This window comes from Labrenzia sp. PO1, from assembly GCF_012273635.1.
Lineage (GTDB): Bacteria > Pseudomonadota > Alphaproteobacteria > Rhizobiales > Stappiaceae > Roseibium > Roseibium algicola.
On sequence record NZ_JAAXCR010000006.1, the window covers coordinates 197,649 to 221,255 of the forward strand.

Sequence of the window (23,607 nt, forward strand, 5' to 3'; positions counted from 1 at the left end):
CCAAGTCCAGACAGTCAAACATTTCTATGAAATCTCGACGCTCAATTAGTTCTGGCTTATTGAGCACGAGCCAAGAGACTGCAGACATACATGGGGCTGACCAGTTCCCTCGGTTCTTACCCGCGTTGATCAGCCCGAAGACAAGGCGCAGGTGTTCCGCACCGTGGTTCTTCAAGAGCTTTTGGCATGTCCGCCGGGCGCGCGATTGGTGCCGCCCTGTCGGCCGCGTAGTGTGGTCGACAAAGTGGACGCCAAATTCCGCGGCTATACGGTCAACGTGGCCGCCTGATGCCATCAAGCCCCCTCTTTCTGCAAATCAGCAAAGGCCGCTTCCGCGCGTTCTTTTGCGGTCATGCGTCGAGGTTGCTGCACTTGCTGCGGCTTATGCCCCTTGAGCATCTTCCTTTGCAGGCTCGTGACCTGCTTCAACACCCGGAGCTCAAGGACGAGCAGCCGATTACGCGCCCTCTCAAGGGCAAATTCGTCCTCGATCCGGGCACCAGGCCGCTCTGCCTTACGCCGCAGCATTTCGACCTTGTGTTGGGCGGCTTCGATTTGGTCTTTCAGATCCATCACAGCGCAAAGCCCTCCTGCCCGCGTTCGTCATAGTCAACGAATGAAGTTCTTGGGCCGACCCAACCGGCCTTTGCACGCTTCCCAACTGCAGTACGGCGTGATTTCAGATTGATAAACTCAGCCAGGTTGAGCCAGTTGGCGCGTTCAGAAAGCCACTTGTCACGCTCTGCCTGCGTGAGGTGCGACGGCAAGATGACATCGTCTATCTTCTGTGCCGGCCGGTGCATCATCAGGCCCCAATTGGCCTTGTTCCGGACCGCCTGACCGCCGTAGGTGTCCGCAAGGCTTATGCTGATGTCCATTCGCTTCGCGTAGGCGCTTGTTAGCTGGCCTATAGCGATGATTGGCACCATCAATTTGGTAGAAAGCTTGTCCAGCTTGCGGGCCGACAATGCCGGGCGCTCAGCAAGGGAAAAGTTGCCCTTCTCTTCCGCGTCTAGGTCATCAATCGTATCCAGGAAGACGCAACCGCATTTGCCGCCGTTTTGGAACTTGAAAGCCTGTATCTTGCTTTCAATGGTGCTAATCCGCATGTCGTCTCCGGGCTCGACATGCAACGGCGCGTCTTTCAGATCCATATGGGCATTGACGATGCTTTCCATTTCCTGCGCTGACAGCCCGCCACGATAGGCCAGGTCGGAACTCACATTTGCCTCTGCTAAGATTTCCTTGGCTGAAATGTCTTCGTCCGTTTCTTCTGCAGTGATGAGCAGATGCTTGACCCATGGGTTTGCTCTGGCGATCTGACGAACCAGGGCAGATTTGCCATGACCAGACGGGCCAACGATGTAGCCAAAGTCTCCGTCCCTGATCGGCCCCATCAGGTCGTCAAGTGCCCCCACACCAAAGCGAAAACCAATACTGCGTTCACCGCTTTCAACCTTCTGTAGGTCATCAATGAACCGCTTGCCTGCCTCGAAAACCGAGACGCCCACACGCTGGACACGCTGGCCGGAAATTGCCGTCAGCTTTTTGGTTGCCGCAGTGGCCAGGTCCACACCGTTCACCGACTTGTCGCCGGCACGGCGGATCAGATCCGTAGAAAACTCGACCACCTGGCGCCGGATGAACTCGTCAAAGACGGTCTCGGAAAGCACGTCCAACAGGTCAGACGCGGGCATGTCGCCGCCGGCACGCTGCAGACAAGTGCCGAGAAATGACGGAAGATCGGGGATGCCGAACTTTGCGGGGTCTACGTCCACACGTTCACGAAGCGCTTGGATACCAATGCGCGTTCCACCGGCCTCGAGACCCTGCATTGCGCCCCAGATTGCGACAGTCAGTTGATTGGTGAATGCCTCTTTCGGCAAACGCCGCAAAACGTGGCCGGTGATTTCCGGTTGAGCCAGGACAAGCCCAATCAGCTCGGCTTCGCGATCTGGAATGTTGGGAAAATGAAAAGTCATGCAAGGACTCCCAGAGTCAACTTGTGCGTGTTAAAGGCTGTCATATGAAGCCTCACCACTGGATCCTGATCGGCGCTTTTCTCCCCATTGGCTTGTTTTTGTCGATCGCAATGCTCGACACCGCATGCTCCCTCGACACGGCGAGTAAAGCCGATGAGAGCATTCTTGAATGCTACCGGGCGTGGATCGGAGCACTGAGTGGTTGGGCTGCTGCTGGTGCAGCTGTAGTTACGCTGTTTGTTTTGAAACAAACGCTCTCCACTGCCAGAGAAAGCAACGAAATCCTTGAAACGCAAACAAGAGTCGTTACGGGTAATTTGCTCCCTGTATTTAATCACAACGGGAAAGCTAAGTCTGACGACAGGGAAATTTTTCGATTTTGGAACTACAATAGACGAGACATTACAATTCTCAGTATCAGGATAACAAAGCCAGACAATATATTCTTTGGCTTCCTTGAGTATGGCCGTAACGATCCAAGAGAAAAAGACATTATCAAGAATAATGAGCTCAGAGAAGCGCTTGGCAATTTGCTTGAACAGAGCCGCAGAGTGAGTCTTGTTGACATTGTTCCAGGGACACCAGTCGGCCACAGATGCAGACCCATAACTTTCCGTATTAGATTCGCAGATCAGAAATACGACGTTGATATTCCAGCTCAAGAAATCTCCCTTGAGATTGAATGGCGATACAGAGATGAAAACAGGGAGCATGTTCGGTCGCTCGAATGCAGGACAAGTATTGGCTCCCAGCCCGTTGATGAGGAGGAAGACGACTGGCTCCAGATTGACGAGAAATAGTTCCATTTCTTCGCCGCTGAATGCGTGATAAGCGTTTTCTTTCATCAATTAATCTCAGTTCTCATGTAGAGACTGTTGTGGACTTCTAAGAAATCAAACCCGGGCATTGGTTCCGGCTGCATGAGCACTTCAATGCCTTGCGCAACAGCCAGCTCTGCGAGTTTCAACGCTTCGCGGCGGCCAGTTGGATCCAGCCAACGGCCCTTGTCGGCCTGCCATTTCCACTTATCGCCATCCGGATAGATCGCGAGCCGTTCAATTTCCCTGGGTAGTTCAAGGCCAGAGAGGCCATTTGCTGTTCTACAGGCCCAAACTGGCAGGCCTGAAAGCAGATGCACGCCAAAGGCGGTCTCTATCCCCTCGCAAACAGCAATAAAACGACCGTCTTTAGGAGGATGCAGCCGAACAGCGCCACCGCCACAGGGACCAAGGCCCTTTTTGATCTTGTTGCCTTCCGCATCGCGCAGGTTATTGCCTTGCGCATCCAGATAGATCCGCCAGGCTCCAAGCTGGTTTCCCTCTGCCCCTTGGACGAGTGCGACGAGCGCGGGATGATATTGCCCTGGTCCGAGGAAGCATTTCGGGTGGAACCGGAGGACATCGGGCAGCTTCCCTTCAAGGCCTTTGACACGGCTGCGCAGATAGTCTTCTGCCACCGAGCCCTCAATCAACTGGGCCTCGCCCCACAGTTGCTTAGCGACCTTAAGCCGGGCCAGTTCGTCCTGGGCTTCGTCATCCTGCCTCTTCTGGTCGCGCTCTTCGGCTTCAGCCTGACGCTTCGCCCAGGCGGCGCGTTGCTCAGGAGTGTATTCGGTGCCGCCAGACGGTGGGGCTTCACCGGTCAGCTCTTGGCAGGCCTGCGGAAAGGTCAGCCCGGCGCAGTGCATGACAAGGCCGATTGCATCACCGCCGCCGCCAGCACCCCGGCACACCCATTTATTTTTTGACGTGTTCACCGCAAAGCGGTCAGTTCCGCCGCAGCCCGGACACGGGCCGACATATTCCCCGCCCCCGGCCTTCTTCAGCGTTGCGCCACTCTTCTTTGCGGCATCCAGAAGCGAAACCTTATTCGCCCGCAGTTTGTAATCGGTCCATGCCTGATCGAGGTTGCTCATGCCGCCTCCCCCACGCCGAAGAGGCCGCCGGCTGGAGCTTGAGCGCGTTGCAGCCTCATTTGAGTTTGGAGCCAGAAGGCAACCCCAGCCGCTTCTGCAGCGTCCTTGGATTTGGTTTCGATCCTCATCATCTGGCAGACGCGCTTTGCAACGTCCTTGTAGTCTTCTTCACCGACCGGCTTCAGACCGCCGAGGAAGTCTTTGCGCCAAGACTGCACCGCTACGAGGTGGAAAGGTATGCTCAGAGAAAAGCATACCTCTTGAGCGCAGTTGTTTAGGTAAGCCAACGTTGCCGCCGTCGCATCGTTTGTGACGACAGTTTCAACCATCTTGCCGCTGAGCGGGTCTTTCACTTTCTTCTTCATGTTCGCGACCGCCCGGCGCTCGATCGCAACGGCCTGTACGTCATTGGTTTTTAGAAAGGTCCAGAGCCATTGACGAAAATTTGCATTCCGCTCGGCATCGCATGACGCCTTGCGTTTGCCGACCTTCCCGGCATTGAACAGGCCGGTTTGATAATTGCTGCCGTCCGCGATGCACCAGCCGGTTTTAGTTGCTACGTCGAGCCCGCATATCCGCATCAAGCCACCTCCCTTGCGTTCGCAGAAACCTTCTCGCCGCGGAGGATGGCCAGCGTTCTTGCCGTCTGATCCAACAGCGCTTCCAAACGTTCAATGCACGCCGCCTGCTCTTCGCTGGTTAGCTTTGCATCCGCATAGGCATCGGCGACTGTCGAACTTGCTTCCGCGAAGACCTTCATTAGTTCGGAGAGAGACGTGAGCGCACAGCCGTCGCCTTTGCAGGTCCCGCGCCTCACCAGATCAAAGCCCGCCATATCAGCGAGGCATTTGGTTACGGGAGGAAGGCAACCGCTCTCCACCACGTCGGCCTCAAGCTCGGCAATTGCCTTGATTGGAAAAAATCGACGGTCCTGGCCGTCGATTGTGGTGCAGCGCTGTATTTGCGTGAGCTGCTTATATGCGGTGATTTCCCGGGCTCTCTCGGCACCACCAGCGGCGCGCACGAGGTCTTTGCTTGCGATTGACAACCGGTCGTATTCGTCGCGGCTCAGATAATCCATGGTTACTCTCTTCCAATATTTGCAACCGTGAAGACTTCAGAGGGCGTTCCCACCTCTTTGGGCATGGAAACGAAACAGACCCCACACCCACACTTTTTGAGGCTTGTAGCCTCAGGCACCCGCAGAGCTGACAGTCTGGCCGAGAGACTGCGGAAACGCCGGATAAGCTTGGTTTGGACCCGGGAAGAGATACTTTCCGGGTCCGATCGCTCACCCCAGAAGAAGGCGAACGGTGATGACCTTGTGCCTTTCTAGGCGGCTGCCTTCTTAGTGATCCTGGCGCCTTGGTAAGCGTCGTAGTGATCCTTCACCGTCACTTGCCCGCCAGTTGCCGTTTCGATCAGCGAAATGATTTCCGGCTTAGGCCAGCGGAGGCCGTTCGCATATCTGCTGATAGCGGCCTGAGAGACGCCAACGCGTCCGCCAAATTCCGCGTGAGACATTTGGTTATCTCCAAGGAAGTCATTGAGCTTCATAAGCCAAAACATACCGATTAGGCATAATCATGCAAGATAAAAATACCAATTTGGCTTTAGATATACCAAGTGATTGGGGTTACCAATGTGGTATGAATGTGTTGAAAGACCTTCGGGCCGCCAGAGAATTGACGCAAGCGCGTCTTGCGGAACTAGCTGGCACGTCACAGCCGCAAATTCGTCGCCTAGAAAACGGCGAACGAACAATTACGCGTGAATGGGCGGAACGCCTGGCACCTCACTTAGGTATTTCCCCGTCAGAGCTGCTCTTCCCGGATGAGCACAAAGGTAAATTAGACAACTTGCATATTAAGCCCGTTTCGCGTTCAGGGTTCGCCGACAACATCGTAAAAGTAACATCCGCGGAAAACAAAACCCTCTCAGTAAAGGGAGATGTCGCCGCTGGCCTATGGATGGAAGCTGATCTTTTTGACAGCGAGAAAGCCGAGAACTCTAGCTTAGCTGGCGGCGATGCAAGATATTCGCTGGACTATCAATATCTGCTTCGCATTCGTGGCGAGAGCTTGAACAAGATCGCCCAGGATGGCGACCTAATCCTTTGTCTCGACTATGGGCAGGCCGGAATTGATCTGGTGTCCGGTGACTTAGTCGTTGTTGAGCGGTTCAGGGACGGCGGCCATACATTGGAGCGTACCGCTAAACGTGTTGTGCGCCACAACGGTGACATTGAGCTTCGTCCCGAGTCTACAGACTCGCGTTTTCAAGAGCCGGTTATTTTTGACGAACACAGCGAGGAAGCTACGGAAGTGCGGATTATCGCGAAGATTTTGAAAGTCATTCGCGAGGTGTCGTAAATCCGCGGCAATTAGCCATGGACCAACCAACTTTTTATTCGTTAATTTTGGCTGCGTTCGTTGGTGCCGCATGTGTATTCGTATTGTCGAAGCGTCGTAAAGATCAAGACAGCGACGCCCCGTCAAACGATGCGCTGACCGAGATTTCTGCCCTAGTAAAGCACATGGGCTATGACCTTACCCCTTTCGGTGCTGCTGTCGCGCTGGCCTCCGTTGAGAATGGATATTCAAGGGCGGAAACCGCTTCGCACCTAACTGTTATTTCATTCGCACGAGATGCCAAAGAGGCGGATGCTGAAACCGTGCTCACAAAATTGCCTTTTGCCGGCGCCGCTATTTTGAGAATCCTTGAGAAACTTCACGATGAGGGAAATTTTCGTCGAGAGCTTTGGGAAAACGACGCTGGTGCGATCGCTAAAATGATGCTGAACGAGCCAGGCAGAGACGAATTGATTGAGTTGGTTTTGTCCGACGAAATGGCCTTGAAAGGTGCTTTTGCTACAAGCAGACTCTTTCCCAAATCGGCCCCCCTCTGATCTATCCGTAACTCTCTACCCTAAGTTTCAGATCTTGTTTCTGTCGATAGGTGGGGGAAGGGTTCCAAGCCATAGACCCCCCTACCCCCTGGGGCGACCCAGAAGGCGGGAAGACCATGGCCTGTGTCTTGTCGACCGGAGCCGGGAATGGGACACAAACGCCAGAGCGCCTTTCAGCTAACTCGTCCTCTGTTTCTGGCGGCACCGTAGGACTTTCGACCCCCGCGCCTGCAGTTTTCATCCAGCAGGGAATTGCACCCTGTCACCGCTGATTTAAGACCATATCGGTATATTTTATGCCGTCAATACCATTTTGGACTTGATTTAATATACCAAGTCGGTATTTTTCTCTCATCAACAGCGGAACGAAGGCGGCAACAGACCAGATCTTCCGCCAAGCTTTGAAGAGGAAGAAAGTCCATGTCCCTCAGCACCGACACATCCTTTTTCCACGTCCTTTGCGACATCAAGGGAACGATCTACACGCCGGAAATGGATGTTGAAGAATTGCGCTTTTCGCAGATCGTCGCCGACATTCAGAGCGGCCAGCTTGAGAATGTGAAAGCGATTTTCGAGTTCAACCCGGCAGAGGGTTGGAGCAACGACATTACCGCTGACGTGATGGCGGCCGCCTTCCCCGAACTTGAAGACGACGGCGAAGACTATTCCGATTACTCGGCCGAGCGTATTTCCGGCTCTGTCGCAGGCGTTGAGCATAGGGTGGCCGCATGAAGCGGCTCCCACTTCCGCCGAAACACCGCGGCGTTTCTCACTCGGTTGAACGGGTTCTTTTCACGGCAATGGGCCGGGCAGGTCTGGCGGCAATGATCCTTCTTGCCCTGACCATCGGAAGCCACTTCCGCCACATGTGACGCCCCTGTTTGCAGCGGCACTTCCTCCTACGCTGCAACACTCCCCCGGCTGGTTTTGAGGGACGCCAGCCGGGGGCACAGAAGAACGTCCCAACTCTGACCATCCTCCCCACCAACTGGCCGGAAGACCGGCCGTCTTTTCCGCCTCTCCCGAGTGGAGACGCGCAACAGGCACAAGAGGACTTGACGATGAAGATTTGTTGCTGCGCGTGCGGCGAAGACGTTTCGGCGAGACTGACAACCGGCCGGGAGATTTACCCACATCGCCGCGACCTATCACGCTTGCCTTTCTGGAAGTGCGATAGCTGCAAGAACTTTGTTGGCTGTCACCACAAGACCAGCAAACCGCCAACGCCGCTCGGCTGCATCCCCACGCCCGAAATCAAAAACGCCCGTCAGCAAATTCACCGGGTGCTTGATCCGATTTGGAAGTCAAAGCGCATGAGCCGGAAACAAGTCTATAGGGCTGTTGCTGATCAACTTGGAAAATCGACCTACCACACTGCTGAAATCCGGAGCGTTGAAGAGGCCCGCACCGTCTACCGCATTGTGCAGGAGTTGGCACAATGACCGAAGCAATCCAATGGAACGGCGAGACGATCACAGAACCAGGCGTATACGTTGGCATTCCGCTTGAGGAATACCACAACAATCTCAAACTGCTGGACGCACCGAGCGTATCCAAGTCCTCGCTAAAACACCTGTTTCCAGCCCTCGGCGGGAGCCCCAAAAAGTTTTGGCACCTATGGAAGCAGAACCCCAACCACATCAAGCCGAAGACAACGAACGCCCTGAACTTAGGGAAAGCGGTCCATGCACTGCTTTTGGGTGACGAAGTCTTTTCCGAAAAGTTCGCGGTGCAGCCGGAGACATATCCGAATAGCAAAACCGGAAAGCCGTCCGCGTGGAGCAACAACGCAACTCACTGCAAAGCGTGGAACAAGGAACAGGAAGACGCGGGCAAAACCATCGTCACGAGCGAGCAGATTGAAAAGATCCGCCGCATTGCGGAGGACGCAGCCCGCGACCCCATGGTGCAACAGGGCATCTTGAACGGCGCTGTTGAGCGGTCCCTTTTCATCAAGGACGAGCGGACCGGCCTTTGGTTCAGGTCCCGACCGGACAACGACGCAGTTGACGGCTTTTTTGCCGACCTGAAAACCACGTCGAGCATGGATGAACGTTTCATCCGGCGGCAGATCAAAGACAACGGCTATTTCATCCAAGGCGGCGGCGTCCGTCGCTCTGCCCGGGAACTCGACCTGCCCTTTGACAGCTTTTGGAATGTCTACGTTTCGACCGGAGACACCCCCGACACTCAGGCCGTTGAACTGGATCCAGCCGACCTAGACCTAGGCGAAGCCCTAATTCGTCACGGCCTGGACACTATCGCCGAATGTATGGCGTCCGGCATCTGGCCCGGCGCCCGCCCCTATGAGGCCCGCCCCGTTCGCATTGGCGATTGGGATCGCGAAGCCATCGAGCAAGACCTTAAGACCCCAGCATTGGAGCAAGCAGCATGACCCAGGTACCGGCAACCCAAGACGCGCTTGAATTGGCGGTTCAGAAGGGACAAACAGTTTCGATTGACCACGTGAAGGGCGCAAAGCTTGCGCCTCAGTCACTTGGTGAAGTCCTGCGATTTGCGGACATCATGAGCCGCGCAGATATCGCTCTGCCTAAGCACCTTCGGAACAACCCTGGCGCCTGCATGGCTGTCGCACTTCAGGCAATGGAATGGGACATGAGCCCGTTTGCGGTCGCGTCCAAGTCTTATGCTGTCAATGGTCAAATTGCATATGAAGCGCAGCTCATTGCCGCCGTGGTCAACACCCGCTCAGGCATTCAAGGGCGGCTACGCTACGAATTTGAAGGCGAAGGCGACAGCCTCACTTGCACCGTTCGCGGCACAATTGACGGTGAAGAGTACAGCTATACGTCTCCACCGGTCGGCGCAATAACCACAAAAAATTCCCCTCTTTGGAAGACTGACCCGCAACAGCAGCTTGGCTACTACTCTGCCCGGGCATGGGCGCGCCGTTACACCCCGGAAGTACTGTTGGGCGTCTACGACAGGGAAGAAGTTGCAAGCTTCCAAGGTGCAGATAATGCCCGCGACGTAACACCAGCCCGGGCGACAGGCGCAGAACGTCTTGCTGCCGCGAAGCGGAGCCAGGAGCAGCCGGAACAGAGCTTTCTGCCTCAAGAAGGCTTCAACCTCGAACACGTCAACGCAACCACCGCACAGGCTGCAGCTCAACAGGACAAGCCGGATCAGAGTGGCAACGCCAATACGCTCGACCTTTCCCCGGCAGACAACAGCCCATTGCCGCAGGAGAGCGAGAACCCGGCACCGGCCGAGGAAGCCCCGGCAAAACAGAGCGCAACCGACCCGCTGGCGTCCTTCAAGGCTGAGTTGTCCAAAGCCCAGACGCTGGAAGCTGTCGACGCGATCAAGGCTGACTTTGCAGCAGGCCTTAATCAGCTTCGCCCCGAGGACAAGAAACAAGCCCGCTTGGCGATCAATGAGCGGAAAGAGCGGATCGAGGCAGGCAAATGATCACGCTTGCCCTTTGCCTCGCCAACACCGGCATTCAGCGCCCGGCCGCGCTCGATGATCAGCAGTACCCGCGTCCCGTCGCAATGGGTGCCGTGCAGTGGGACGCGGCAGGCGTGTTCGCCGAGTACCGCAGTTTCATCCGCCAGGAAAAGAGTGTGTCGGCGAGCGCGGAGAAATCCCACGGGATCGGCGACCGTGTTGCGCGGAGCCGTGGCCTACCGGAACGGACCGCCATTTCATGGCTGACCAACTCGCTCAAGACCTCAACCCACCTTATCGGCTGGGATCTGGATTTTGACCTTGACGTGATCCGGGCCGCGTTGATCCGGCACGACGCCAACCCGGCAACCCTGATCCGGCCGCAACTCCGGACAACGAGCCTTGCTGGCATCTGCGCAACGATTGTGGGCGGCCAGGATGAGAACGGCGAGGCAGTCGCGCCAACGATAATCGAAGCGCTCAATGCAATAGCCCCAGACGCCGGGATCTATCCGGACAACCTGCACACCAAGGCGGAAGCCTGCCGGGCCATCTTCACCGTCCTTTGCGCCGAGAACATCATCTCTGACATGGAGCAAGCGGCGTGACCCTGATCATCACCATTCGGAACGAAAGCCGACCGAGCACAGACGGCACCCGATATTTCAGCATTGCGGAATGCGAGGGCCTATCTGCCGCCAAGTCCAAAGGCGGAGTTATCCACGAGCTTGCACGACTTCTGCAGGAAGGCGGGCACAACCGGGAAGCACCCGTAATTGTTCAGCGCGACGGGGTGACCGTCTTCGGAGAACGGCCGTTGTGGGAGTGGGCTGACTACATGCTTTACGAGCCAGACGGCGGGCCTATGCGTCTTATCAAATGGAATTACGAAGCCCAGGCGAAACTAAAGGCCGAGAGAACGGCGAAGGCGGGAAAGTCCGCGGTTAAGGAGGCAGCAGCATGAAATCGGAAATCCTCGTTTGCCCGGGCCGCAAGGGCCTTCGCCCGATCATCATCAAGACGAAAAGCGTTTCGCTTGTCGATCATCGTTATTCGGGGAAGAAGCTGACCGGGCCGCAAGGAACGCGCTTGGTGAAAGTCACCCTGCCCTCTTTCCCGTCTCTGGAAAAGGAGGCCGTTTAATGTCTCACCTTTGGCACAACCCACACGCCACAACCGCTTTTTCGCTCGATCCGAGCGGCAAAGGTCAGCAGCGGATGACGGATGAAACGCACCTCGCATTCATCCGGAAACTGCCGAGCCTGGTTTCAGGTGGTCACGGCTGCGAGGCCTGCCACGTCCGTTACGGCGACCCGCGCCACAAGAAGGCGAAGACCGCCAAGGGGCGGAAGCCGGATGACGCTTGGACGGTTCCCATGTTGCCCGAGGAACACCGCCTGCAGCACAGCGGCAACGAAAAAGCCTTTTGGGATCGCATCGGCATCGATCCGCTGGAAGTAGCGCGCCAACTCTATGCGGTTTCCGGAGACGTAAAGGCAGGCCGCAAAATCATCATGAACGCCAGGAGGGCAACGAAATGAGCGCCATAGTCGAGAAACACCGTGACCGCATTGAGCAGCTTGCCAAGAACACGCTTGCCGACATGCTCTTAGTGACTGGCCCACTTCCCGAGGTAGAGCGCCGCGCCGTCGTGATTGGCGCACTTGCAACTGCCGTCAACATCACAATCGCGGATGCGAAACAGCGGGACCCGCGCTTTGGAGAACTGGTCGAGGCGACCTTTGCCCGAAATATCAACCTCGCCATTGTCGGCGAATTTGATGAAGCCGCTGAGTGAGGGACGCCATTGCTTGCAGTCGCAAAAATAGCAGTGCTTCAAAAGGCCGTCGAAGGCGACTTGCTGACGGCGGCCGAGGAAGACACCTTGCGCGAATGCGTCGAGGACTACCGCCGACGCCTGCCACTTGGAAACGGGTTCAAGCTGACAACGGCCGACGTTGCCGAGGCTTTCGAAATCCTGTTTGACGACGTGCAGTTTATGACAGGAAGCCGGAGGCAAAGGGTAATCCGGCTACTGATCAAGACAGGCGCCAAGGGCTACCAGATCGGCAGTCTTCCCGTGCGCCGAGAGCACCCGACGGACGAGCATATTGCCGAAGACTTCCGCGTGCCTGTGACACCCGACGAGATAAGGAAGGCAAGTTAATGGCTCTGCCAAAGATCCTTGAACAAGGGAAGACGCCCGCACAGTGGGTGGAAATCTTCGCTGAAGCTGGGCTTGAATTGTCGGAGCGGAAGCTAAGAGAGCGTGCCCGTCAAACAGGAGCGTATTGCGGCCTGGGCAACGTGATGCTGATCAAACCCGAGCACATCGACAGAATATTTGAGGAAGAAACATGCCGCTCGAAATCTACAGCCGAGGCAACCGCTATTGGGTCCGTGGACGCACTGATGGGCTCGACGGCTACATTGAGCGAAGCCTCAAAACATCTGACATCCAAGTTGCAGCCGCGAAGGTCGCCGAAATTGAAAGGAAAGCCCGGCAACGTGCAATCCTTGGATCAGATGCGCCGACGGAAGAAGACGAGCTGACATTTGCCGCCGCGGTCGTGCTCTACGACGCGAAGCCAGCGGACGCGGGCTACCTTCTAAAGGTCATTCCAGAGATTGGGAAAATGAGGGTCAAGGACATCAAGCCCAAGCTTGTCCGCGATCTGGGAAAGAAGCTCTACCCGGCCGCCGCGTGTGATACGTGGCGCCGGCAAGTGGTGACGCCAATTTGCGCCGTCATCAATAACGCCCACCAAGAAAAGGGAACCCCACCGATCCGGGTAAAGGCGTACACCCCTGCCGAACGCCAGGCGCAAGACGAAATCCGCGGGAAGCAGAGCCGCAAAAAGAAAACGCCTGGTTCCTGGGATTGGCTCGACAAGTTCCGGGATGAAGCGAACGAGTACATGGGTGCATTGGCCCTGTTCATGTTCACGACAGGCGCCCGCGTTGGGCAGTCTGTATTGATTGAGCCGAAGCACTTGGAATTGCGCAACTCCCGCGTCTGGCTCCCACCCTCCAAGGGGCACCCCGGTCAATGGGTAGACATCATTCCGGAAATGGTAGCGGTCCTGGCAAACCTGAAAGCACGCAATGGAAAGGTCTTTGGCTACGCTTCACGCCACTCGGTATATGGGCCATGGCAAACAGCCTGCAAACGCGCTCAGATCGAGTACATTGCGCCACACGCAGCCGGTCGGCACGGCTTCGGAACAGAGACGGTAGTACGCCAGGGTGTGAACCCGGTTGACGCTGCCAAAGCCGGGCGCTGGTCAAGCCCTCGCATCTTGCTTGATACCTATGCACACTCCGAAGAGAGTTCTGCAAATGTTCGGGATGCGTTCACACGAGGAAGGCAGAGCAAATCTGCAAAATCCAGACAGGTAAAAATTGTAAAGTGAGTAAGTGGGTTGTTTCTAAAGGCGAATTTTGATTTCGCGAACAACCTTAGCAGGGGAGCGCCTTCGACCACTCGGCCACCTCTCCGGTAACGCCCGTGTACGAATAAAAGCCTCACAGTTCAAGGCGTTTTTTACGCCTTGTCACTTTTTCCACCGCGCTTGGCCTCGCAACTTCTGGAAGGTGAAGACAGGCATCGAACGCTGAAATCCGGCATCGTCTTCACAAATCGCGGAACCTGACGCCTCGTTCGTTTGAAAATGAACCGCCTCTTTCCACCCGTCGCAAGTCGGGTTGGCAATTCGCTCGCCAGGTTTCGCTTTTTTTCCTCCCCACCCGGCCACCGTCACATCTTAGAGTTGACTTTTGGCCCGCCACCGGCAAAACGACCCTCTTTCATCAATGAATTTGGGTTTGGGTGATACTTGAAAAACGTTTTTGTTTCGCTGGGTGGCGGGTGTGACGCTGCGACAAACCTCAAGAAGCTGGGCCTGAGGCATGAGCAATACCCCTTCGACTGGCTCTGGAACCTTGACGCGGGCCTGGACTACGTCTCGAAAATCATCGCGACAGACTTCAAGGGCCTTACCAGCAAGCACGACTATACTTACGCCTCGCATCAAATAAATCCGGTTGAGAAGTTCCTCATTTTCAAGGACTACCCGAAAATCGCGCATCTGCACACCAATCCACACGACAACAGTGACGTATTGGCGGACTACAGGGTTCGGATTGACAGGTTCAGGAAACTCATCAAAGACACCGGCGAAAAAACGACCTTCATCTACTATCGCAACGCGGCAGTGGCGGAAGAAAATTCGATAAACGACTTTCATGCAGAAGTTTCCCATCTGAAAAGCGAAACAACCCTTTTTGAAGAGATGATGGCGCGTCTGCATCCAGAGAAAACATTTTCTCTGGTCAGTCTCCTTGCAATACCCGCGACCTGTTTTGACAATCACGCCCTCAGGGAAAATTTGCGGCGCACCTGCTCGTGCAACCGGTCTGCAAGAACGACATTCGAAATTGTCCCGATGCGTGACGATCGCCACCCGGAACAGTTCAATGCATGGACAGACGAGTGGACTGCGGCGCTCAGACGAGCCAAGGCTGTTTCACCACTGGACATAATGCGCGGAAAGATGTCGAAACGGAAAATTCGCACCCGCAAGAAACTGACCAGGCTGCTGCCCAGGGCTACTGCCAGGCTGTTGGGTTAGGGAACGTTTTTCCAGAGGTGGTTCATCGCGCTACCAGAAAGTCTCAAACCCTTCTCGCATGATGATTGACTGGCCTGCCGCCGTTCGCGGGAACAGATCCAGTTCCCGTCTTCCCCTTCATAATTCAGCCGCAGTCCTCTGGTGCGATGGATATTCTTCAACTTGGCCGGGTATCGGAGAAATGCCATAGCCGAGCTCGCCCCTCCGACGCATCTGACTCGGTTTGTCGCGGAAAGGTTTCCGTGGATCTGTGCGCTCTGGCTGCACCTTGCGCTCTATGCGTTGTTGAGCGATGCGGCGCTGTGGCGGACTATCCTGCCAGAGCCGCCCGAGCCTGTCTCCGTCGAGATCATTCCTGAATTCCTGCCGCCAAGTCTGCCGGAAACCGCGCTGGAAGAAATCGACGAGAGCCAGTCGCAAACTGCGGCAGTCTCCCCGCAATCCACTGCTGATCCGTTGTCAGGTTCGAACGCGCCTTCGGTACAGGTGCCTTCTTCGAATGCCAACTTGCCCGCGCCCACGGACCCACCTTCTTCGAGGACCAGGCCCGAGCAGGAATGGGTTACTGCAAATGCCTATTTTGCCAATGATGTCCTGAACGACCCACGCTCCGCACAGGCACGCGAGTTTCTGCCAACCTTGACCAGTGAAGACGGACGCGAACAGATTTGCGCGCTGGAGGCAATGGAGCAGGTTCGCCATGCGCGGCCGGGGTTCAAGCCGACACGGCTTGCGCCACATGCTTTCCGCAATTCATTTCAGAAGGAAGATATGATTGTTGTGCCCGCCGGAGCCCTCAGAAGCAACCGGGTCTGGTACGAGATCGCCTATCGATGCCGGCTGGACGCCAGCGGCAAGATCGTCAGCGGGTTCGAATATGCCCTTGGTGCACCAATCGACCGCTCGATCTGGGATGAGTACGGTCTGGCGCCGATCCATTGACTGGAGCGGTCCCGGCAAGGGGCCGGAAACTGGACGCGGCAGAAAACTGTGCTGCCGCGTCAGGTTGTGGATACCGGTTCAGGTGCCGTTCGGCCGGCAGCCTTCATCCGGTTCAATGCATCGACAGCCATTCACGAGCCGACCGCTGAGCTTCGGCGATTTCGGAAGTGGACATTTCACCGGAAATTTCCTTGCGGTAGCGCGCTGCGTCCTTGTTGCCTTTCAGAGCAGCGATGTTGAACCACTTGTGCGCTGTGATGAGATCGGTCATGCCGTGACGGCCGCAAGCGCTATCCAGACCCATCTGGAACAGGATGTCCGCGGTAACCGGCTTTTCGCCCATGATGGCCATATCGGCCGAGTGCATTTCAAAACGAGCCATAACGCTCCCCTTTCGTCTGTCTGACTTCTGCGGAACAGCTCCGATCCTTCTGGACCCACCGTTCCGGTTCCCTACTGCCAACCGGTCACTTTGCTGAACACAATGGCTTGGCAAGGACCGATCTAAGAAACACAAGCTTTCGTGAAGCTTTCCCCGTTGTTTCTTGAGGTCTACTTCATCAGCAGCAGTTAAAAGGGGCGTTAAAAGACAGGTTTAACGTAATGCGAACAAAAATTTAAATAAGTCTGAAATTCATATTGCGGTAAGTATATGGTTGCGATTTTCCCTTTTTAATCAGTCACATTCTCCGAAAATTTGACAAGGCCCATCAACCATCTGTTCACCATGGATTCGTTTCCACAATTCTTTGTCCGGCTCTATTTCGTTCCCTTCCCTTCAGAAAACCAGACTTTGCCTCCCTTTGGCGTTCAGGCAGATTTTCGGACGACCTGACGTTGGGTGACGGCTTTTCAGCACGTTTCCCGGGCTATACATTCCCTTTCCGTAAACGGAAGGCATTCCGCTTTGGGAGGAACTTATGCTGAAAACCATTCTGTCGTCCGCACTTCTTGCGGGCGCCATCATCACCACATCCGCAACAATGTCTTTCGCAGGCGATGCCAAGGGAGACTGGGTCCGCCCGAACGGGGCATCCAAGATCCGGATCAGCTCCTGCGGCAGTTCCTTGTGCGGCAAGCTGATATGGCTGCGGGAGCCGCGAAACGACACCAGGAACCCGGACGCGGCCAAGCGGGACCGCCCGCTGCTGGGAGTACAGATCGTTCAGGCCATGAAACCCACCGACAAGGAAAACCAGTGGAAGGGCAAGGTCTATAACGCCGAGGACGGCAAAACCTATACCGGCTTCATCGAGCTGACGTCCGCCAACGCGTTGAAACTGGAGGGCTGCGTGATGGGCGGCCTCATCTGCAAGGGCGAAACCTGGAAACGAGAACAATAAACGGCTGAACAAAGTCCGAAATCGCCAGATCCTGTCGATTTGGCCTTTCCTCCGTCGCAATTGCCGGTCAGAGATTGTGGCGCAGTCGTCACCAGCATTGCGACGGGGGATAATCGTGGTTCCTGTTTCTTTCTTTGTTTCTGCGTTTCCGGCTTCCAGACTGTTATCGAAAGCCGGTCTGTTCGCTCTCCTGCTTGCAGGCACAGGGGGCCAAGCCATTGCAGCCCCGGACATCAACGGCAAATGGCTGACACCGGCAGGGGCCGTCATCCAGATACAAAAATGCGGCAAGGTGCCCTGCGGCAAGATTGTCCGGTTTCCGGCCCCCAAAGGCTATTCCATGGAAAACACGCCGGATCTCAAAAACAAGGACGAAAGCAAGCGCAAACGGAAGGTGCTCGGCCTGACCGTGCTCTGGCGCATGGCACCACAGAAAGATGGCTGGAAAGGCCGGGTCTATGATCCGCGTCGCGGCTTTAGCGCGGATGCCACCTTGCGCCCGAAGAACGCCTCCGCCCTGGAAGTACAGGGCTGCGTCCGCGTCGTTTTCAATGTCTGCGAAAAGGAAACCTGGCGACGGGTCGACTGACACCGCCGGTTCACCAGCTCAGGCCGGATCCATGTCTGACACGTGCCTCACGCCCGACGATATCGAAACGCTCACCAGACTGGAGGAAAGCCTGTGGCGAGCGGAAACGCGGTACGATCCGGTCCTGATGGACCGGATCTTTGCGGATGACTTTTTTGAGTTCGGCCGATCCGGCCGTATCTATCCGCGTGAAGACCTGATCCTGCCCGCGTGTGCCGCACGGCCTATCGACGTACGCCTGCCCCTGCCCGGCCTCAAGTTCACCGTGATCGACACGAATTCGGTTCTCGTGACCTACGTCAGTGAGGTCAGGCGTGAGCTTGGTAACGTTGAAACAGCAAACCGCAGTTCGATCTGGAGCAGACGAGACGGAGCCTGGCAGTTACGGTTCCATCAAGGCACAGCGCGCCAGGCACCGACTGATAAATGATGGCTCAGACGAACATCTTCTTATAGCCGTGATGGCTCTGGTCGTAGCCAAGCCGCTTGTAAAAGTGATGTGAGCCTTCGCGTTCCTTGTTCGACGTCAGCTGCACCATGCAGGCGTTGCCCTGCCGTGCCAGGTCTTCAGCCCTTGCCATCATCAGCCGCCCGACACCGGACCCACGCTGGTCTGCCCGCACGTGAACGCTTTCCAGTTCAACCCTCGGACGCCCCTGGAAAGCGAGCCCCTTCATGAAATGGATCTGGAAGGTGCCGACCACTTCTCCGCTTTCGCCAAGCGCGACGTAGATATCGCACTCGGGTGCGGCGACAAGCGCGTCAAATGCCGGTCGGTAGTCCTGCCAATCGGCAAATTCCCTGTCCTTGCGAACACTGGTCGCCCCCGCATTGATGATGGCGACGATCTCGCGAAGGTGCTCCGGGCGGGCTTTTTCGATGGAAACAGTCGAGGCAAATGTGTCCGGCATCTTCGGTTCGCGCCTTTGGTCAGGAAAGATTACGGTCAGCGGCAGATTGGGCTCTCGGGCGGGAGCTTCGCTACGCCCCACCAGCTTGTCCGCCAGCCGGGCGGCTTCCACAAATGCGGCCAAGCGCCGGTGAGATACGTTGCCTCAAGCGCCTCGCCGGCATCCCAGAAGGCGACCTGACTGAAGCGCTCCATTGCAGACGTGTCCGGCTCCTTGTCCCCCTCTTCCCAGATGAAGAAGCAGCTTTGTCGCGGTGGCGTTCTGGCCGGAATGGCCTTGGTCACCAGCCTGGCATCGGGAAACAAGACCCTCAGATTGCCGCCGGTATAGCCATCATCGGCAATCAGTGTGGCGTCTGCTGCACCCAGGTCAGCCAGCGGTGCCTTCAGGTCCGCGTAAGGCTTCATGTGCCGGCACTTGCCACCGCACCATGTCTTGTCCGGCGCGACCAACCCTGGTACCCGGGCGAGAAAGGCAACCGCGACAACCGCCAGAACAACGGCCGTCAGCCAGCGCCATTGTTTTTCAAATCCGAAGCGTTCCAGGTCGGCGAACAGCCACACCGGCAGCAGCAGAAGCAGCGGGTGCATGTGCCGTTCCTTGACGTAGGTCGCACCGGAGATCGCAATCATCAGCGCCGTCAGCAGGATCATCAGGAGAACCGTGCGCCCGCACAGGCGCGCTGCGTCACTCACGGCAGGTGTTTCGGGCTTTTTGCGGCCAAGATAGCGCGGCCAGAACAGCAGGAGCAGCAGAGGAACCAGCGGAACCGAGAAACCGACAAGTCCGAAGGCAAGTTTCCCGAGCCCCTCGCCTGCGCGCATCAGATGCGATGTTTCAGCACTGACGCCCATGGTGTCGGAAACCGATGCCAGCAGCTTCAGCCCTTCGCTGAAGATCCAATAGGCATAGGGGCTGTAGATCAGTGCCGCCGCGAAAGGCACCAGCAACAAGCCGGAAAGGCGCAGCCGGGTGCGCCATGCCGGGTCGCTGGCCGCTGCCAGGATCAGGGCAAGTACAAAAATCGGGTAGGAATGCTTGCCCAGCAGTCCGGCCCCGGCCGCCATGCCAAACAGCACGTAGTAGCCGAGCCGCTGTGTCTCCAGCGCCTTCAGGAAGAAGAAGGCGCTCATGGCGCAGGCTGCAGTCAACACCACCGTGTGAGTGACGCCTTCATGAAGGTTCCAGCCGAACTGGTAGAAGAGCGAATAGGAAAAGACACACAGGGCCGCAAGGCGCGTGTCGTGAATGGCCTTGCGCGCGATCAGAAACAGAAACAGCGCGGCAATCGAGATCAGGGTGTATTTGACGAAAAGCGCTGCCCAGATTGTAGGGCCGAACAATTGCTGCGCAGACCAGAGCAGCCACTCGTAAAGCGGTGGCTGACGCAGCATGTAACCGGGCTCCAGTGTCTGCACCAGAACGTTCTCGAACATATCGTCCGTACCAAGGACGGGCGTGTTCAACGCCCTCAGCAGGATATGCGCGAGCCCCCAAAGGGCGACGACGCCCCAGACGCCGAGGGGCGTGGCATAAAACGGAGCCGGCCCTGTACCGGCGGTCGAACTGCGAAACATCATGGCAGGGGGATACTAGATTTTCGGAAGCCTGTAACCTCGCATTTTCCCTTGCGAAAACAAAAACGCGCGGCTCGACGCCGCGCGCTTCAAGCGTTCAGCCGGCAGGCCTTAAAGTGCAGGCAAAGGCGGCAGCGGCGTCTTCAGCCACTTCTCTGACAGCTCGCCCAGCTTGCCGTTCAGCTTCTTGTGCAGAACGAAAACGTTGACCCATTGCAGAAGGTCGATGTTGCCCGTCTTCACACCGATGAAAGACGGCGAATTGGCGATGATGAACTTGTTTTCCAGATTGAAGTCCGGGTTGTCATTGGAAATGCCCAAAGCCACCATGTTGCCGGTCACGATAACGTCGGCCTGGCCGGAAACATAAGCTGCAATGGTGGCCGCGTTGTCGCCAAACCTGATGATCTCCGCATCTTCCGGTGCATCCGCCGAGATTGCCAGATCTTCAAGCGTGCCGCTGGTCACCGCTATTTTCTTGCCGGAAAAATCCGCGATGGTGGAAACGGCCACGTCAGGCTTGGCAAAGGCTCCGGAAAAGAACGGAGCATAGGCGTGAGAGAACCAGATCGACTTTGCGCGTTCCGGATTGGCACCGAGTGTTGCAATCACGAGATCGGCCTTGTCGGTTTCCAGAAACGGAATGCGCTGCTTGGACGTGACGGGCACCAGCTCCAGTTCGACGCCCAGGTCTTCCGCGATCATCTTTGCGACGTCGATATCGTAGCCTTCATATTCGCCTTCACTGCCCAGCGAGCCAAAAGGCGGAAAATTCTCCGGTGTAGCGATCTTGATCTTGCCGGCTTCCAGAATGTCCTTCAGCTCTGCAGATGCAGGACTAGCAATCATCAATGCGGCAGACACTGCCAAGCCTGTCAGCCCAAAAATTTTTTTCAACATTACGCGACCCTCCTTCGGTTGTTCTTGAAGCGCGATTTGTCAGGCGGCGGCGGCAGCCCCGCCCTTGGACGATGTGGATCCGAGGCGCTTTTCAAGGCGCCGCGACCACACAGACAACGGAAAACAAAGAGAAAAATAGATCATCGCCATCAGCGGATAGATGACGAAGGGTTGGGTGCCCGGCACGGGCGCATTCGCCCAGCGCTTGCCGACCGTCATCAGGTCATGAAAGCCGATGATATAGGCAAGCGAAGTACCCTTGATGATCTGCACCATGAAGCCGACCGTGGGCGCAATGGCCAGGCGAAACGCCTGTGGCAGAATGATCAAGAACATGATCTGAGTGAAGGTCATGCCCAGCGCCTTGCCGCCTTCATGCTGGCCTGCCGGTATGGCCGTCAGCGCCCCGCGCCAGACTTCGGCCAGGTAGGCGCTTGTATAAAGCGTCAGGGCAATGCCGGCCGCTCGCCACGGGTCAATCTGGATTTCGAAAAGATGCGGAATACCCAGCCCGAGCAGAAACAGCAGCATCAGCAAGGGCACTGACTGGAACAGCCAGGTGTAGGCGGTGAAGATCTTCCGCAATATCTTGACCGGTGAAACCCGCGAAGCGGTTACGCATGCGCCGATCAAGCCCCCACCGATGAAAGCGATCAGAGACAGATAGATCGTGTATTGGGTGGCTTCCAGAAGCTGGAACAGGACGATGCCGAATGGTTTGCCAAGGAGGGCGACGAAGGCGTCTTTCATCGAACCACCTTCCATTTGAACAACCGGTCATGCAGCAGCGCCAGAAGGGTTTTGAAACCCAGTGACATCAACAGGTAGATCACCGTCAGGGTGAAGAAGATCTCGAACGAGCGAAAATTCCGGCTGTCGATGAAGAGACCCGCCCATGTCAGGTCCGTCACGCCGATTTCCGAAATGATGCCGGTTGTCAGGAACAGGAAGATGAACTGGCTGTTGAGCGAAGGATACATGGCGGCAACTGCCTGCGGCAGGCACACTTTCACGAAGCTGAGCCAGCGCGGCAGACCGAGCGCATCGGCGGCTTCCGTTTGCCCCGCGCCGAGGGACGCCAGGCCCGCGCGCAGGATCTCCGCAAAATAGGCGGAAAAATTGATGGAGAGTGCCAGCAGCGCATGGGCCCAGAAGGGCCATTGGTACCCAAGAAGCAGCGGTAAACCGAAGGCGACGAAAAACATCTGCACGATCAATGGCGTGTTGCGGATGAATTCGACATAGGCTGCCGCCAGTTGGGCAAGAACCGGCACCCTGTAGTGGCGGACTGCCGCCAGCAGCACGGCGAGGAGAAACCCCAGGATGCCGCCGCCGATTGTCAGCGCAGCGCTGATCAATGCGCCCTTGGCGAGCAGCCACAAATATTCCGGATTCCGGTAGATCTCGAAAAATCTAAGGTTGGACATTGATACCAACCAGAGAAACAAGGCCGTGCTTCATCAAAAACTTCCAATGGTTCAAACCAGAGTTGGAAGAGCAAGGCTTGTGCCAAAGGAAAGAATTGCAGGCGTTCGCCATGAACCTGCAGCTGAACTTAAGTGATGCGCGAACAACGGAGGCACTTGCCTCGATATTGGGCAAAATTACAAGGCAGTCCGACCTGACAACCAGGCATGACCGGTGGTCACCCAGATACCGAGCTAGCTAGAAACCTGATCAGGCACCGGGTTGAGGGTGTGCATCGTGCAGCTATCACGACTTCAAGGCCGCAGGGGATGCCTGGACGATTAATCTGGACTGCTTGCCTGATGGACACTGCCTCGATGGATGCGACAGGCTTGCTGAATAGCTGTTATCGGGGCCGGTTTGCCATTGCCCTGAAAGCCTCGACACATTGGTCGGCTGCAGCAAGCAAGGCGTCATCGCACACGCCATCACGGGCCAGAACCGACATTCCCGTTTGCATCGAGAAGAGCATCGTTGCCGCGGCTGCGGCATCGAAGTCACCGGGAAGTTCACCTTCCTCCTTTGCCTGCTCGATGCGTGCCTGCAGTTGGAGAAGATTGTTCTTCCGCATCTCACTCAAGCCCGCCGGAACGGACTGGTCCTCGGTGCAACTGTGTTGAGCTCCCAGTACGACCATGCAGCCAGGTGGTTGTCCGATCATGCAATAGGCTTCTGCAGAGCGTGTCAGGAAGGTCCGGACCGCATCGAAAATTGAGGGGGCCTCGTCCAAACCGGTCCAGATACCGTTGTGATAGTTCTCGACGTAGTGAGCCAGAGCTTCGCGGAAAAGCTCCTGCTTGCTGCCGAAGGCAGCGTAAAGGCTGGGCGTGTTTATTCCCATGGCTGATGTCAGATCGCTCAGCGATGTTCCCTCGTAGGTCTTCGACCAGAAAACACGCATCGCTCGTTCAAGAGCCTCTTCCCGGTCAAATTTTCTCGGACGACCTCTCGTTGCCATTCAAACCCTTTCTGTATCGATCGATAAATAAATCACTTGACCCTTCAACACAAGCAGTCCATCTAATTTTGTA

33 protein-coding genes are annotated in these 23,607 nt (G+C 56.4%); 19 read left to right on the plus strand and 14 right to left on the minus strand.

From position 1 onward, the window contains the following. Positions 1-294: 294 nt before the first annotated feature. From HCG46_RS26165 to HCG46_RS26195, 7 genes are all read right to left on the minus strand, one after another. Positions 295-573, minus strand: a complete 279-nt coding sequence (locus tag HCG46_RS26165) for a hypothetical protein (protein WP_168687917.1) — start codon at positions 571-573, stop codon at positions 295-297. Beyond that, positions 573-1,982: a DnaB-like helicase C-terminal domain-containing protein gene (locus HCG46_RS26170; protein WP_168687918.1), complete on the minus strand. Its 1,410-nt coding sequence runs from the start codon at positions 1,980-1,982 to the stop codon at positions 573-575. The genes HCG46_RS26165 and HCG46_RS26170 overlap by 1 nt, the downstream gene beginning before the upstream one ends. Continuing rightward, the gene (locus tag HCG46_RS26175) at positions 1,979-2,827 is read right to left on the minus strand and encodes a hypothetical protein (protein WP_168687919.1); all 849 of its coding nucleotides are present in this window, start codon (positions 2,825-2,827) and stop codon (positions 1,979-1,981) included. Before HCG46_RS26175 ends, HCG46_RS26170 begins: the two co-directional genes overlap by 4 nt. Beyond that, positions 2,827-3,897 (minus strand): toprim domain-containing protein, encoded by a 1,071-nt coding sequence (locus HCG46_RS26180; RefSeq protein ID WP_168687920.1) that lies wholly within the window; start codon positions 3,895-3,897, stop codon positions 2,827-2,829. Before HCG46_RS26180 ends, HCG46_RS26175 begins: the two co-directional genes overlap by 1 nt. Next, positions 3,894-4,481 carry a hypothetical protein gene (locus tag HCG46_RS26185; RefSeq protein WP_168687921.1) on the minus strand — a complete coding sequence of 196 codons (588 nt, stop codon included), beginning with the start codon at positions 4,479-4,481 and terminating at the stop codon, positions 3,894-3,896. Before HCG46_RS26185 ends, HCG46_RS26180 begins: the two co-directional genes overlap by 4 nt. Beyond that, positions 4,478-4,978, minus strand: a complete 501-nt coding sequence (locus HCG46_RS26190; RefSeq protein WP_168687922.1) for a hypothetical protein — start codon at positions 4,976-4,978, stop codon at positions 4,478-4,480. Before HCG46_RS26190 ends, HCG46_RS26185 begins: the two co-directional genes overlap by 4 nt. 251 nt (positions 4,979-5,229) lie before the next feature. Next, complete coding sequence (locus tag HCG46_RS26195; RefSeq protein ID WP_205838710.1) at positions 5,230-5,421, minus strand: helix-turn-helix transcriptional regulator; 192 nt, start codon at positions 5,419-5,421, stop codon at positions 5,230-5,232. A gap of 62 nt (positions 5,422-5,483) precedes the next feature. On the opposite strand from HCG46_RS26195, the gene HCG46_RS26200 reads away from it, so the two are divergent. The 16 genes from HCG46_RS26200 (at position 5,484) to HCG46_RS26275 (ending at position 15,789) form a co-directional block, all read left to right on the plus strand. Further along, positions 5,484-6,269: a LexA family transcriptional regulator gene (locus HCG46_RS26200; protein WP_168687924.1), complete on the plus strand. Its 786-nt coding sequence runs from the start codon at positions 5,484-5,486 to the stop codon at positions 6,267-6,269. A gap of 17 nt (positions 6,270-6,286) precedes the next feature. Continuing rightward, positions 6,287-6,805, plus strand: a complete 519-nt coding sequence (locus tag HCG46_RS26205; RefSeq protein WP_168687925.1) for a hypothetical protein — start codon at positions 6,287-6,289, stop codon at positions 6,803-6,805. Positions 6,806-7,225: 420 nt separating this feature from the next. Continuing rightward, positions 7,226-7,537 carry a hypothetical protein gene (locus HCG46_RS26210; protein ID WP_168687926.1) on the plus strand — a complete coding sequence of 104 codons (312 nt, stop codon included), beginning with the start codon at positions 7,226-7,228 and terminating at the stop codon, positions 7,535-7,537. Continuing rightward, the gene (locus tag HCG46_RS26215; protein WP_168687927.1) at positions 7,534-7,677 is read left to right on the plus strand and encodes a hypothetical protein; all 144 of its coding nucleotides are present in this window, start codon (positions 7,534-7,536) and stop codon (positions 7,675-7,677) included. The genes HCG46_RS26210 and HCG46_RS26215 overlap by 4 nt, the downstream gene beginning before the upstream one ends. A gap of 189 nt (positions 7,678-7,866) precedes the next feature. Further along, positions 7,867-8,247 carry a zinc-finger-containing protein gene (locus HCG46_RS26220; protein WP_168688024.1) on the plus strand — a complete coding sequence of 127 codons (381 nt, stop codon included), beginning with the start codon at positions 7,867-7,869 and terminating at the stop codon, positions 8,245-8,247. Then, complete coding sequence (locus HCG46_RS26225; protein ID WP_168687928.1) at positions 8,244-9,200, plus strand: PD-(D/E)XK nuclease-like domain-containing protein; 957 nt, start codon at positions 8,244-8,246, stop codon at positions 9,198-9,200. Before HCG46_RS26220 ends, HCG46_RS26225 begins: the two co-directional genes overlap by 4 nt. Then, positions 9,197-10,237 (plus strand): recombinase RecT, encoded by a 1,041-nt coding sequence (locus HCG46_RS26230; RefSeq protein WP_168687929.1) that lies wholly within the window; start codon positions 9,197-9,199, stop codon positions 10,235-10,237. Before HCG46_RS26225 ends, HCG46_RS26230 begins: the two co-directional genes overlap by 4 nt. After that, positions 10,234-10,824: a hypothetical protein gene (locus tag HCG46_RS26235; protein ID WP_168687930.1), complete on the plus strand. Its 591-nt coding sequence runs from the start codon at positions 10,234-10,236 to the stop codon at positions 10,822-10,824. Before HCG46_RS26230 ends, HCG46_RS26235 begins: the two co-directional genes overlap by 4 nt. Continuing rightward, a complete protein-coding gene (locus HCG46_RS26240; RefSeq protein WP_168687931.1) occupies positions 10,821-11,180 on the plus strand; it encodes a hypothetical protein in 360 nt (119 codons plus the stop codon). Before HCG46_RS26235 ends, HCG46_RS26240 begins: the two co-directional genes overlap by 4 nt. Further along, positions 11,177-11,359 (plus strand): hypothetical protein, encoded by a 183-nt coding sequence (locus HCG46_RS26245; RefSeq protein ID WP_168687932.1) that lies wholly within the window; start codon positions 11,177-11,179, stop codon positions 11,357-11,359. Before HCG46_RS26240 ends, HCG46_RS26245 begins: the two co-directional genes overlap by 4 nt. Continuing rightward, positions 11,359-11,757 (plus strand): hypothetical protein, encoded by a 399-nt coding sequence (locus HCG46_RS26250; RefSeq protein WP_168687933.1) that lies wholly within the window; start codon positions 11,359-11,361, stop codon positions 11,755-11,757. The genes HCG46_RS26245 and HCG46_RS26250 overlap by 1 nt, the downstream gene beginning before the upstream one ends. Further along, entirely contained in the window at positions 11,754-12,014 is a 261-nt protein-coding gene (locus tag HCG46_RS26255) for a hypothetical protein (RefSeq protein WP_077290239.1), read from the plus strand. Before HCG46_RS26250 ends, HCG46_RS26255 begins: the two co-directional genes overlap by 4 nt. 9 nt (positions 12,015-12,023) lie before the next feature. Further along, complete coding sequence (locus HCG46_RS26260) at positions 12,024-12,383, plus strand: hypothetical protein (protein ID WP_168687934.1); 360 nt, start codon at positions 12,024-12,026, stop codon at positions 12,381-12,383. A 190-nt stretch (positions 12,384-12,573) separates the two neighbouring features. Beyond that, positions 12,574-13,629: a tyrosine-type recombinase/integrase gene (locus tag HCG46_RS26265; protein ID WP_168687935.1), complete on the plus strand. Its 1,056-nt coding sequence runs from the start codon at positions 12,574-12,576 to the stop codon at positions 13,627-13,629. A gap of 423 nt (positions 13,630-14,052) precedes the next feature. Next, on the plus strand, positions 14,053-14,847 hold the full coding sequence (locus HCG46_RS26270; protein WP_168687936.1) for a DUF1796 family putative cysteine peptidase: 795 nt from the start codon (positions 14,053-14,055) through the stop codon (positions 14,845-14,847). Between the two features lie 162 nt (positions 14,848-15,009). Further along, positions 15,010-15,789 carry a DUF930 domain-containing protein gene (locus tag HCG46_RS26275; protein WP_168687937.1) on the plus strand — a complete coding sequence of 260 codons (780 nt, stop codon included), beginning with the start codon at positions 15,010-15,012 and terminating at the stop codon, positions 15,787-15,789. 112 nt (positions 15,790-15,901) lie between these two features. Here HCG46_RS26275 and HCG46_RS26280 read toward each other — a convergent pair whose 3' ends face one another. Continuing rightward, positions 15,902-16,171 carry a hypothetical protein gene (locus HCG46_RS26280; RefSeq protein WP_022997753.1) on the minus strand — a complete coding sequence of 90 codons (270 nt, stop codon included), beginning with the start codon at positions 16,169-16,171 and terminating at the stop codon, positions 15,902-15,904. Between the two features lie 538 nt (positions 16,172-16,709). Here HCG46_RS26280 and HCG46_RS26285 point away from each other — a divergent pair. From HCG46_RS26285 to HCG46_RS26295, 3 genes are all read left to right on the plus strand, one after another. Then, positions 16,710-17,132, plus strand: coding sequence for a DUF2147 domain-containing protein (locus HCG46_RS26285; protein ID WP_022997754.1), 423 nt, complete (start codon positions 16,710-16,712; stop codon positions 17,130-17,132). A 115-nt stretch (positions 17,133-17,247) separates the two neighbouring features. Beyond that, the gene (locus HCG46_RS26290; protein WP_168687938.1) at positions 17,248-17,721 is read left to right on the plus strand and encodes a DUF2147 domain-containing protein; all 474 of its coding nucleotides are present in this window, start codon (positions 17,248-17,250) and stop codon (positions 17,719-17,721) included. Positions 17,722-17,752: 31 nt separating this feature from the next. Beyond that, the gene (locus HCG46_RS26295) at positions 17,753-18,151 is read left to right on the plus strand and encodes a DUF4440 domain-containing protein (protein ID WP_168687939.1); all 399 of its coding nucleotides are present in this window, start codon (positions 17,753-17,755) and stop codon (positions 18,149-18,151) included. 4 nt (positions 18,152-18,155) lie between these two features. On the opposite strand, the gene HCG46_RS26300 is transcribed toward HCG46_RS26295, so the two are convergent. The 6 genes from HCG46_RS26300 to HCG46_RS26325 all read right to left on the minus strand — a co-directional run bounded on the left by HCG46_RS26300 (position 18,156) and on the right by HCG46_RS26325 (position 23,534). After that, positions 18,156-18,632, minus strand: coding sequence for a GNAT family N-acetyltransferase (locus HCG46_RS26300; RefSeq protein ID WP_168687940.1), 477 nt, complete (start codon positions 18,630-18,632; stop codon positions 18,156-18,158). Positions 18,633-18,667: 35 nt separating this feature from the next. Continuing rightward, complete coding sequence (locus HCG46_RS26305; RefSeq protein ID WP_168687941.1) at positions 18,668-20,212, minus strand: glycosyltransferase family 39 protein; 1,545 nt, start codon at positions 20,210-20,212, stop codon at positions 18,668-18,670. A 108-nt stretch (positions 20,213-20,320) separates the two neighbouring features. Beyond that, entirely contained in the window at positions 20,321-21,109 is a 789-nt protein-coding gene (locus tag HCG46_RS26310; protein ID WP_168687942.1) for a transporter substrate-binding domain-containing protein, read from the minus strand. Between the two features lie 39 nt (positions 21,110-21,148). Then, entirely contained in the window at positions 21,149-21,859 is a 711-nt protein-coding gene (locus tag HCG46_RS26315) for an amino acid ABC transporter permease (RefSeq protein ID WP_168687943.1), read from the minus strand. Continuing rightward, positions 21,856-22,536: an amino acid ABC transporter permease gene (locus HCG46_RS26320; RefSeq protein ID WP_062489369.1), complete on the minus strand. Its 681-nt coding sequence runs from the start codon at positions 22,534-22,536 to the stop codon at positions 21,856-21,858. Before HCG46_RS26320 ends, HCG46_RS26315 begins: the two co-directional genes overlap by 4 nt. Before the next feature lie 386 nt (positions 22,537-22,922). Next, complete coding sequence (locus tag HCG46_RS26325) at positions 22,923-23,534, minus strand: TetR/AcrR family transcriptional regulator (RefSeq protein ID WP_168687944.1); 612 nt, start codon at positions 23,532-23,534, stop codon at positions 22,923-22,925. Between the last annotated feature and the right edge of the window lie 73 nt (positions 23,535-23,607).

What these genes read in the sequence shown, in the direction of transcription:
- HCG46_RS26175 (WP_168687919.1), bottom strand. Translation starts at nt 2,827, where the DNA reads ATGAAAGAAAACGCTTATCACGCATTCAGCGGCGAAGAAATGGAACTA.
- HCG46_RS26230 (WP_168687929.1), top strand. Translation starts at nt 9,197, where the DNA reads ATGACCCAGGTACCGGCAACCCAAGACGCGCTTGAATTGGCGGTTCAG.
- HCG46_RS26305 (WP_168687941.1), bottom strand. Translation starts at nt 20,212, where the DNA reads ATGATGTTTCGCAGTTCGACCGCCGGTACAGGGCCGGCTCCGTTTTAT.
- HCG46_RS26315 (WP_168687943.1), bottom strand. Translation starts at nt 21,859, where the DNA reads ATGAAAGACGCCTTCGTCGCCCTCCTTGGCAAACCATTCGGCATCGTC.
- HCG46_RS26320 (WP_062489369.1), bottom strand. Translation starts at nt 22,536, where the DNA reads ATGTCCAACCTTAGATTTTTCGAGATCTACCGGAATCCGGAATATTTG.
- HCG46_RS26245 (WP_168687932.1), top strand. Translation starts at nt 11,177, where the DNA reads ATGAAATCGGAAATCCTCGTTTGCCCGGGCCGCAAGGGCCTTCGCCCG.
- HCG46_RS26300 (WP_168687940.1), bottom strand. Translation starts at nt 18,632, where the DNA reads ATGCCGGACACATTTGCCTCGACTGTTTCCATCGAAAAAGCCCGCCCG.
- HCG46_RS26190 (WP_168687922.1), bottom strand. Translation starts at nt 4,978, where the DNA reads ATGGATTATCTGAGCCGCGACGAATACGACCGGTTGTCAATCGCAAGC.
- HCG46_RS26225 (WP_168687928.1), top strand. Translation starts at nt 8,244, where the DNA reads ATGACCGAAGCAATCCAATGGAACGGCGAGACGATCACAGAACCAGGC.
- HCG46_RS26180 (WP_168687920.1), bottom strand. Translation starts at nt 3,897, where the DNA reads ATGAGCAACCTCGATCAGGCATGGACCGATTACAAACTGCGGGCGAAT.
- HCG46_RS26220 (WP_168688024.1), top strand. Translation starts at nt 7,867, where the DNA reads ATGAAGATTTGTTGCTGCGCGTGCGGCGAAGACGTTTCGGCGAGACTG.
- HCG46_RS26325 (WP_168687944.1), bottom strand. Translation starts at nt 23,534, where the DNA reads ATGGCAACGAGAGGTCGTCCGAGAAAATTTGACCGGGAAGAGGCTCTT.
- HCG46_RS26265 (WP_168687935.1), top strand. Translation starts at nt 12,574, where the DNA reads ATGCCGCTCGAAATCTACAGCCGAGGCAACCGCTATTGGGTCCGTGGA.
- HCG46_RS26285 (WP_022997754.1), top strand. Translation starts at nt 16,710, where the DNA reads ATGCTGAAAACCATTCTGTCGTCCGCACTTCTTGCGGGCGCCATCATC.
- HCG46_RS26200 (WP_168687924.1), top strand. Translation starts at nt 5,484, where the DNA reads ATGCAAGATAAAAATACCAATTTGGCTTTAGATATACCAAGTGATTGG.
- HCG46_RS26165 (WP_168687917.1), bottom strand. Translation starts at nt 573, where the DNA reads ATGGATCTGAAAGACCAAATCGAAGCCGCCCAACACAAGGTCGAAATG.
- HCG46_RS26310 (WP_168687942.1), bottom strand. Translation starts at nt 21,109, where the DNA reads ATGTTGAAAAAAATTTTTGGGCTGACAGGCTTGGCAGTGTCTGCCGCA.
- HCG46_RS26295 (WP_168687939.1), top strand. Translation starts at nt 17,753, where the DNA reads ATGTCTGACACGTGCCTCACGCCCGACGATATCGAAACGCTCACCAGA.
- HCG46_RS26255 (WP_077290239.1), top strand. Translation starts at nt 11,754, where the DNA reads ATGAGCGCCATAGTCGAGAAACACCGTGACCGCATTGAGCAGCTTGCC.
- HCG46_RS26235 (WP_168687930.1), top strand. Translation starts at nt 10,234, where the DNA reads ATGATCACGCTTGCCCTTTGCCTCGCCAACACCGGCATTCAGCGCCCG.
- HCG46_RS26210 (WP_168687926.1), top strand. Translation starts at nt 7,226, where the DNA reads ATGTCCCTCAGCACCGACACATCCTTTTTCCACGTCCTTTGCGACATC.
- HCG46_RS26195 (WP_205838710.1), bottom strand. Translation starts at nt 5,421, where the DNA reads ATGTCTCACGCGGAATTTGGCGGACGCGTTGGCGTCTCTCAGGCCGCT.
- HCG46_RS26215 (WP_168687927.1), top strand. Translation starts at nt 7,534, where the DNA reads ATGAAGCGGCTCCCACTTCCGCCGAAACACCGCGGCGTTTCTCACTCG.
- HCG46_RS26170 (WP_168687918.1), bottom strand. Translation starts at nt 1,982, where the DNA reads ATGACTTTTCATTTTCCCAACATTCCAGATCGCGAAGCCGAGCTGATT.
- HCG46_RS26205 (WP_168687925.1), top strand. Translation starts at nt 6,287, where the DNA reads ATGGACCAACCAACTTTTTATTCGTTAATTTTGGCTGCGTTCGTTGGT.
- HCG46_RS26280 (WP_022997753.1), bottom strand. Translation starts at nt 16,171, where the DNA reads ATGGCTCGTTTTGAAATGCACTCGGCCGATATGGCCATCATGGGCGAA.
- HCG46_RS26250 (WP_168687933.1), top strand. Translation starts at nt 11,359, where the DNA reads ATGTCTCACCTTTGGCACAACCCACACGCCACAACCGCTTTTTCGCTC.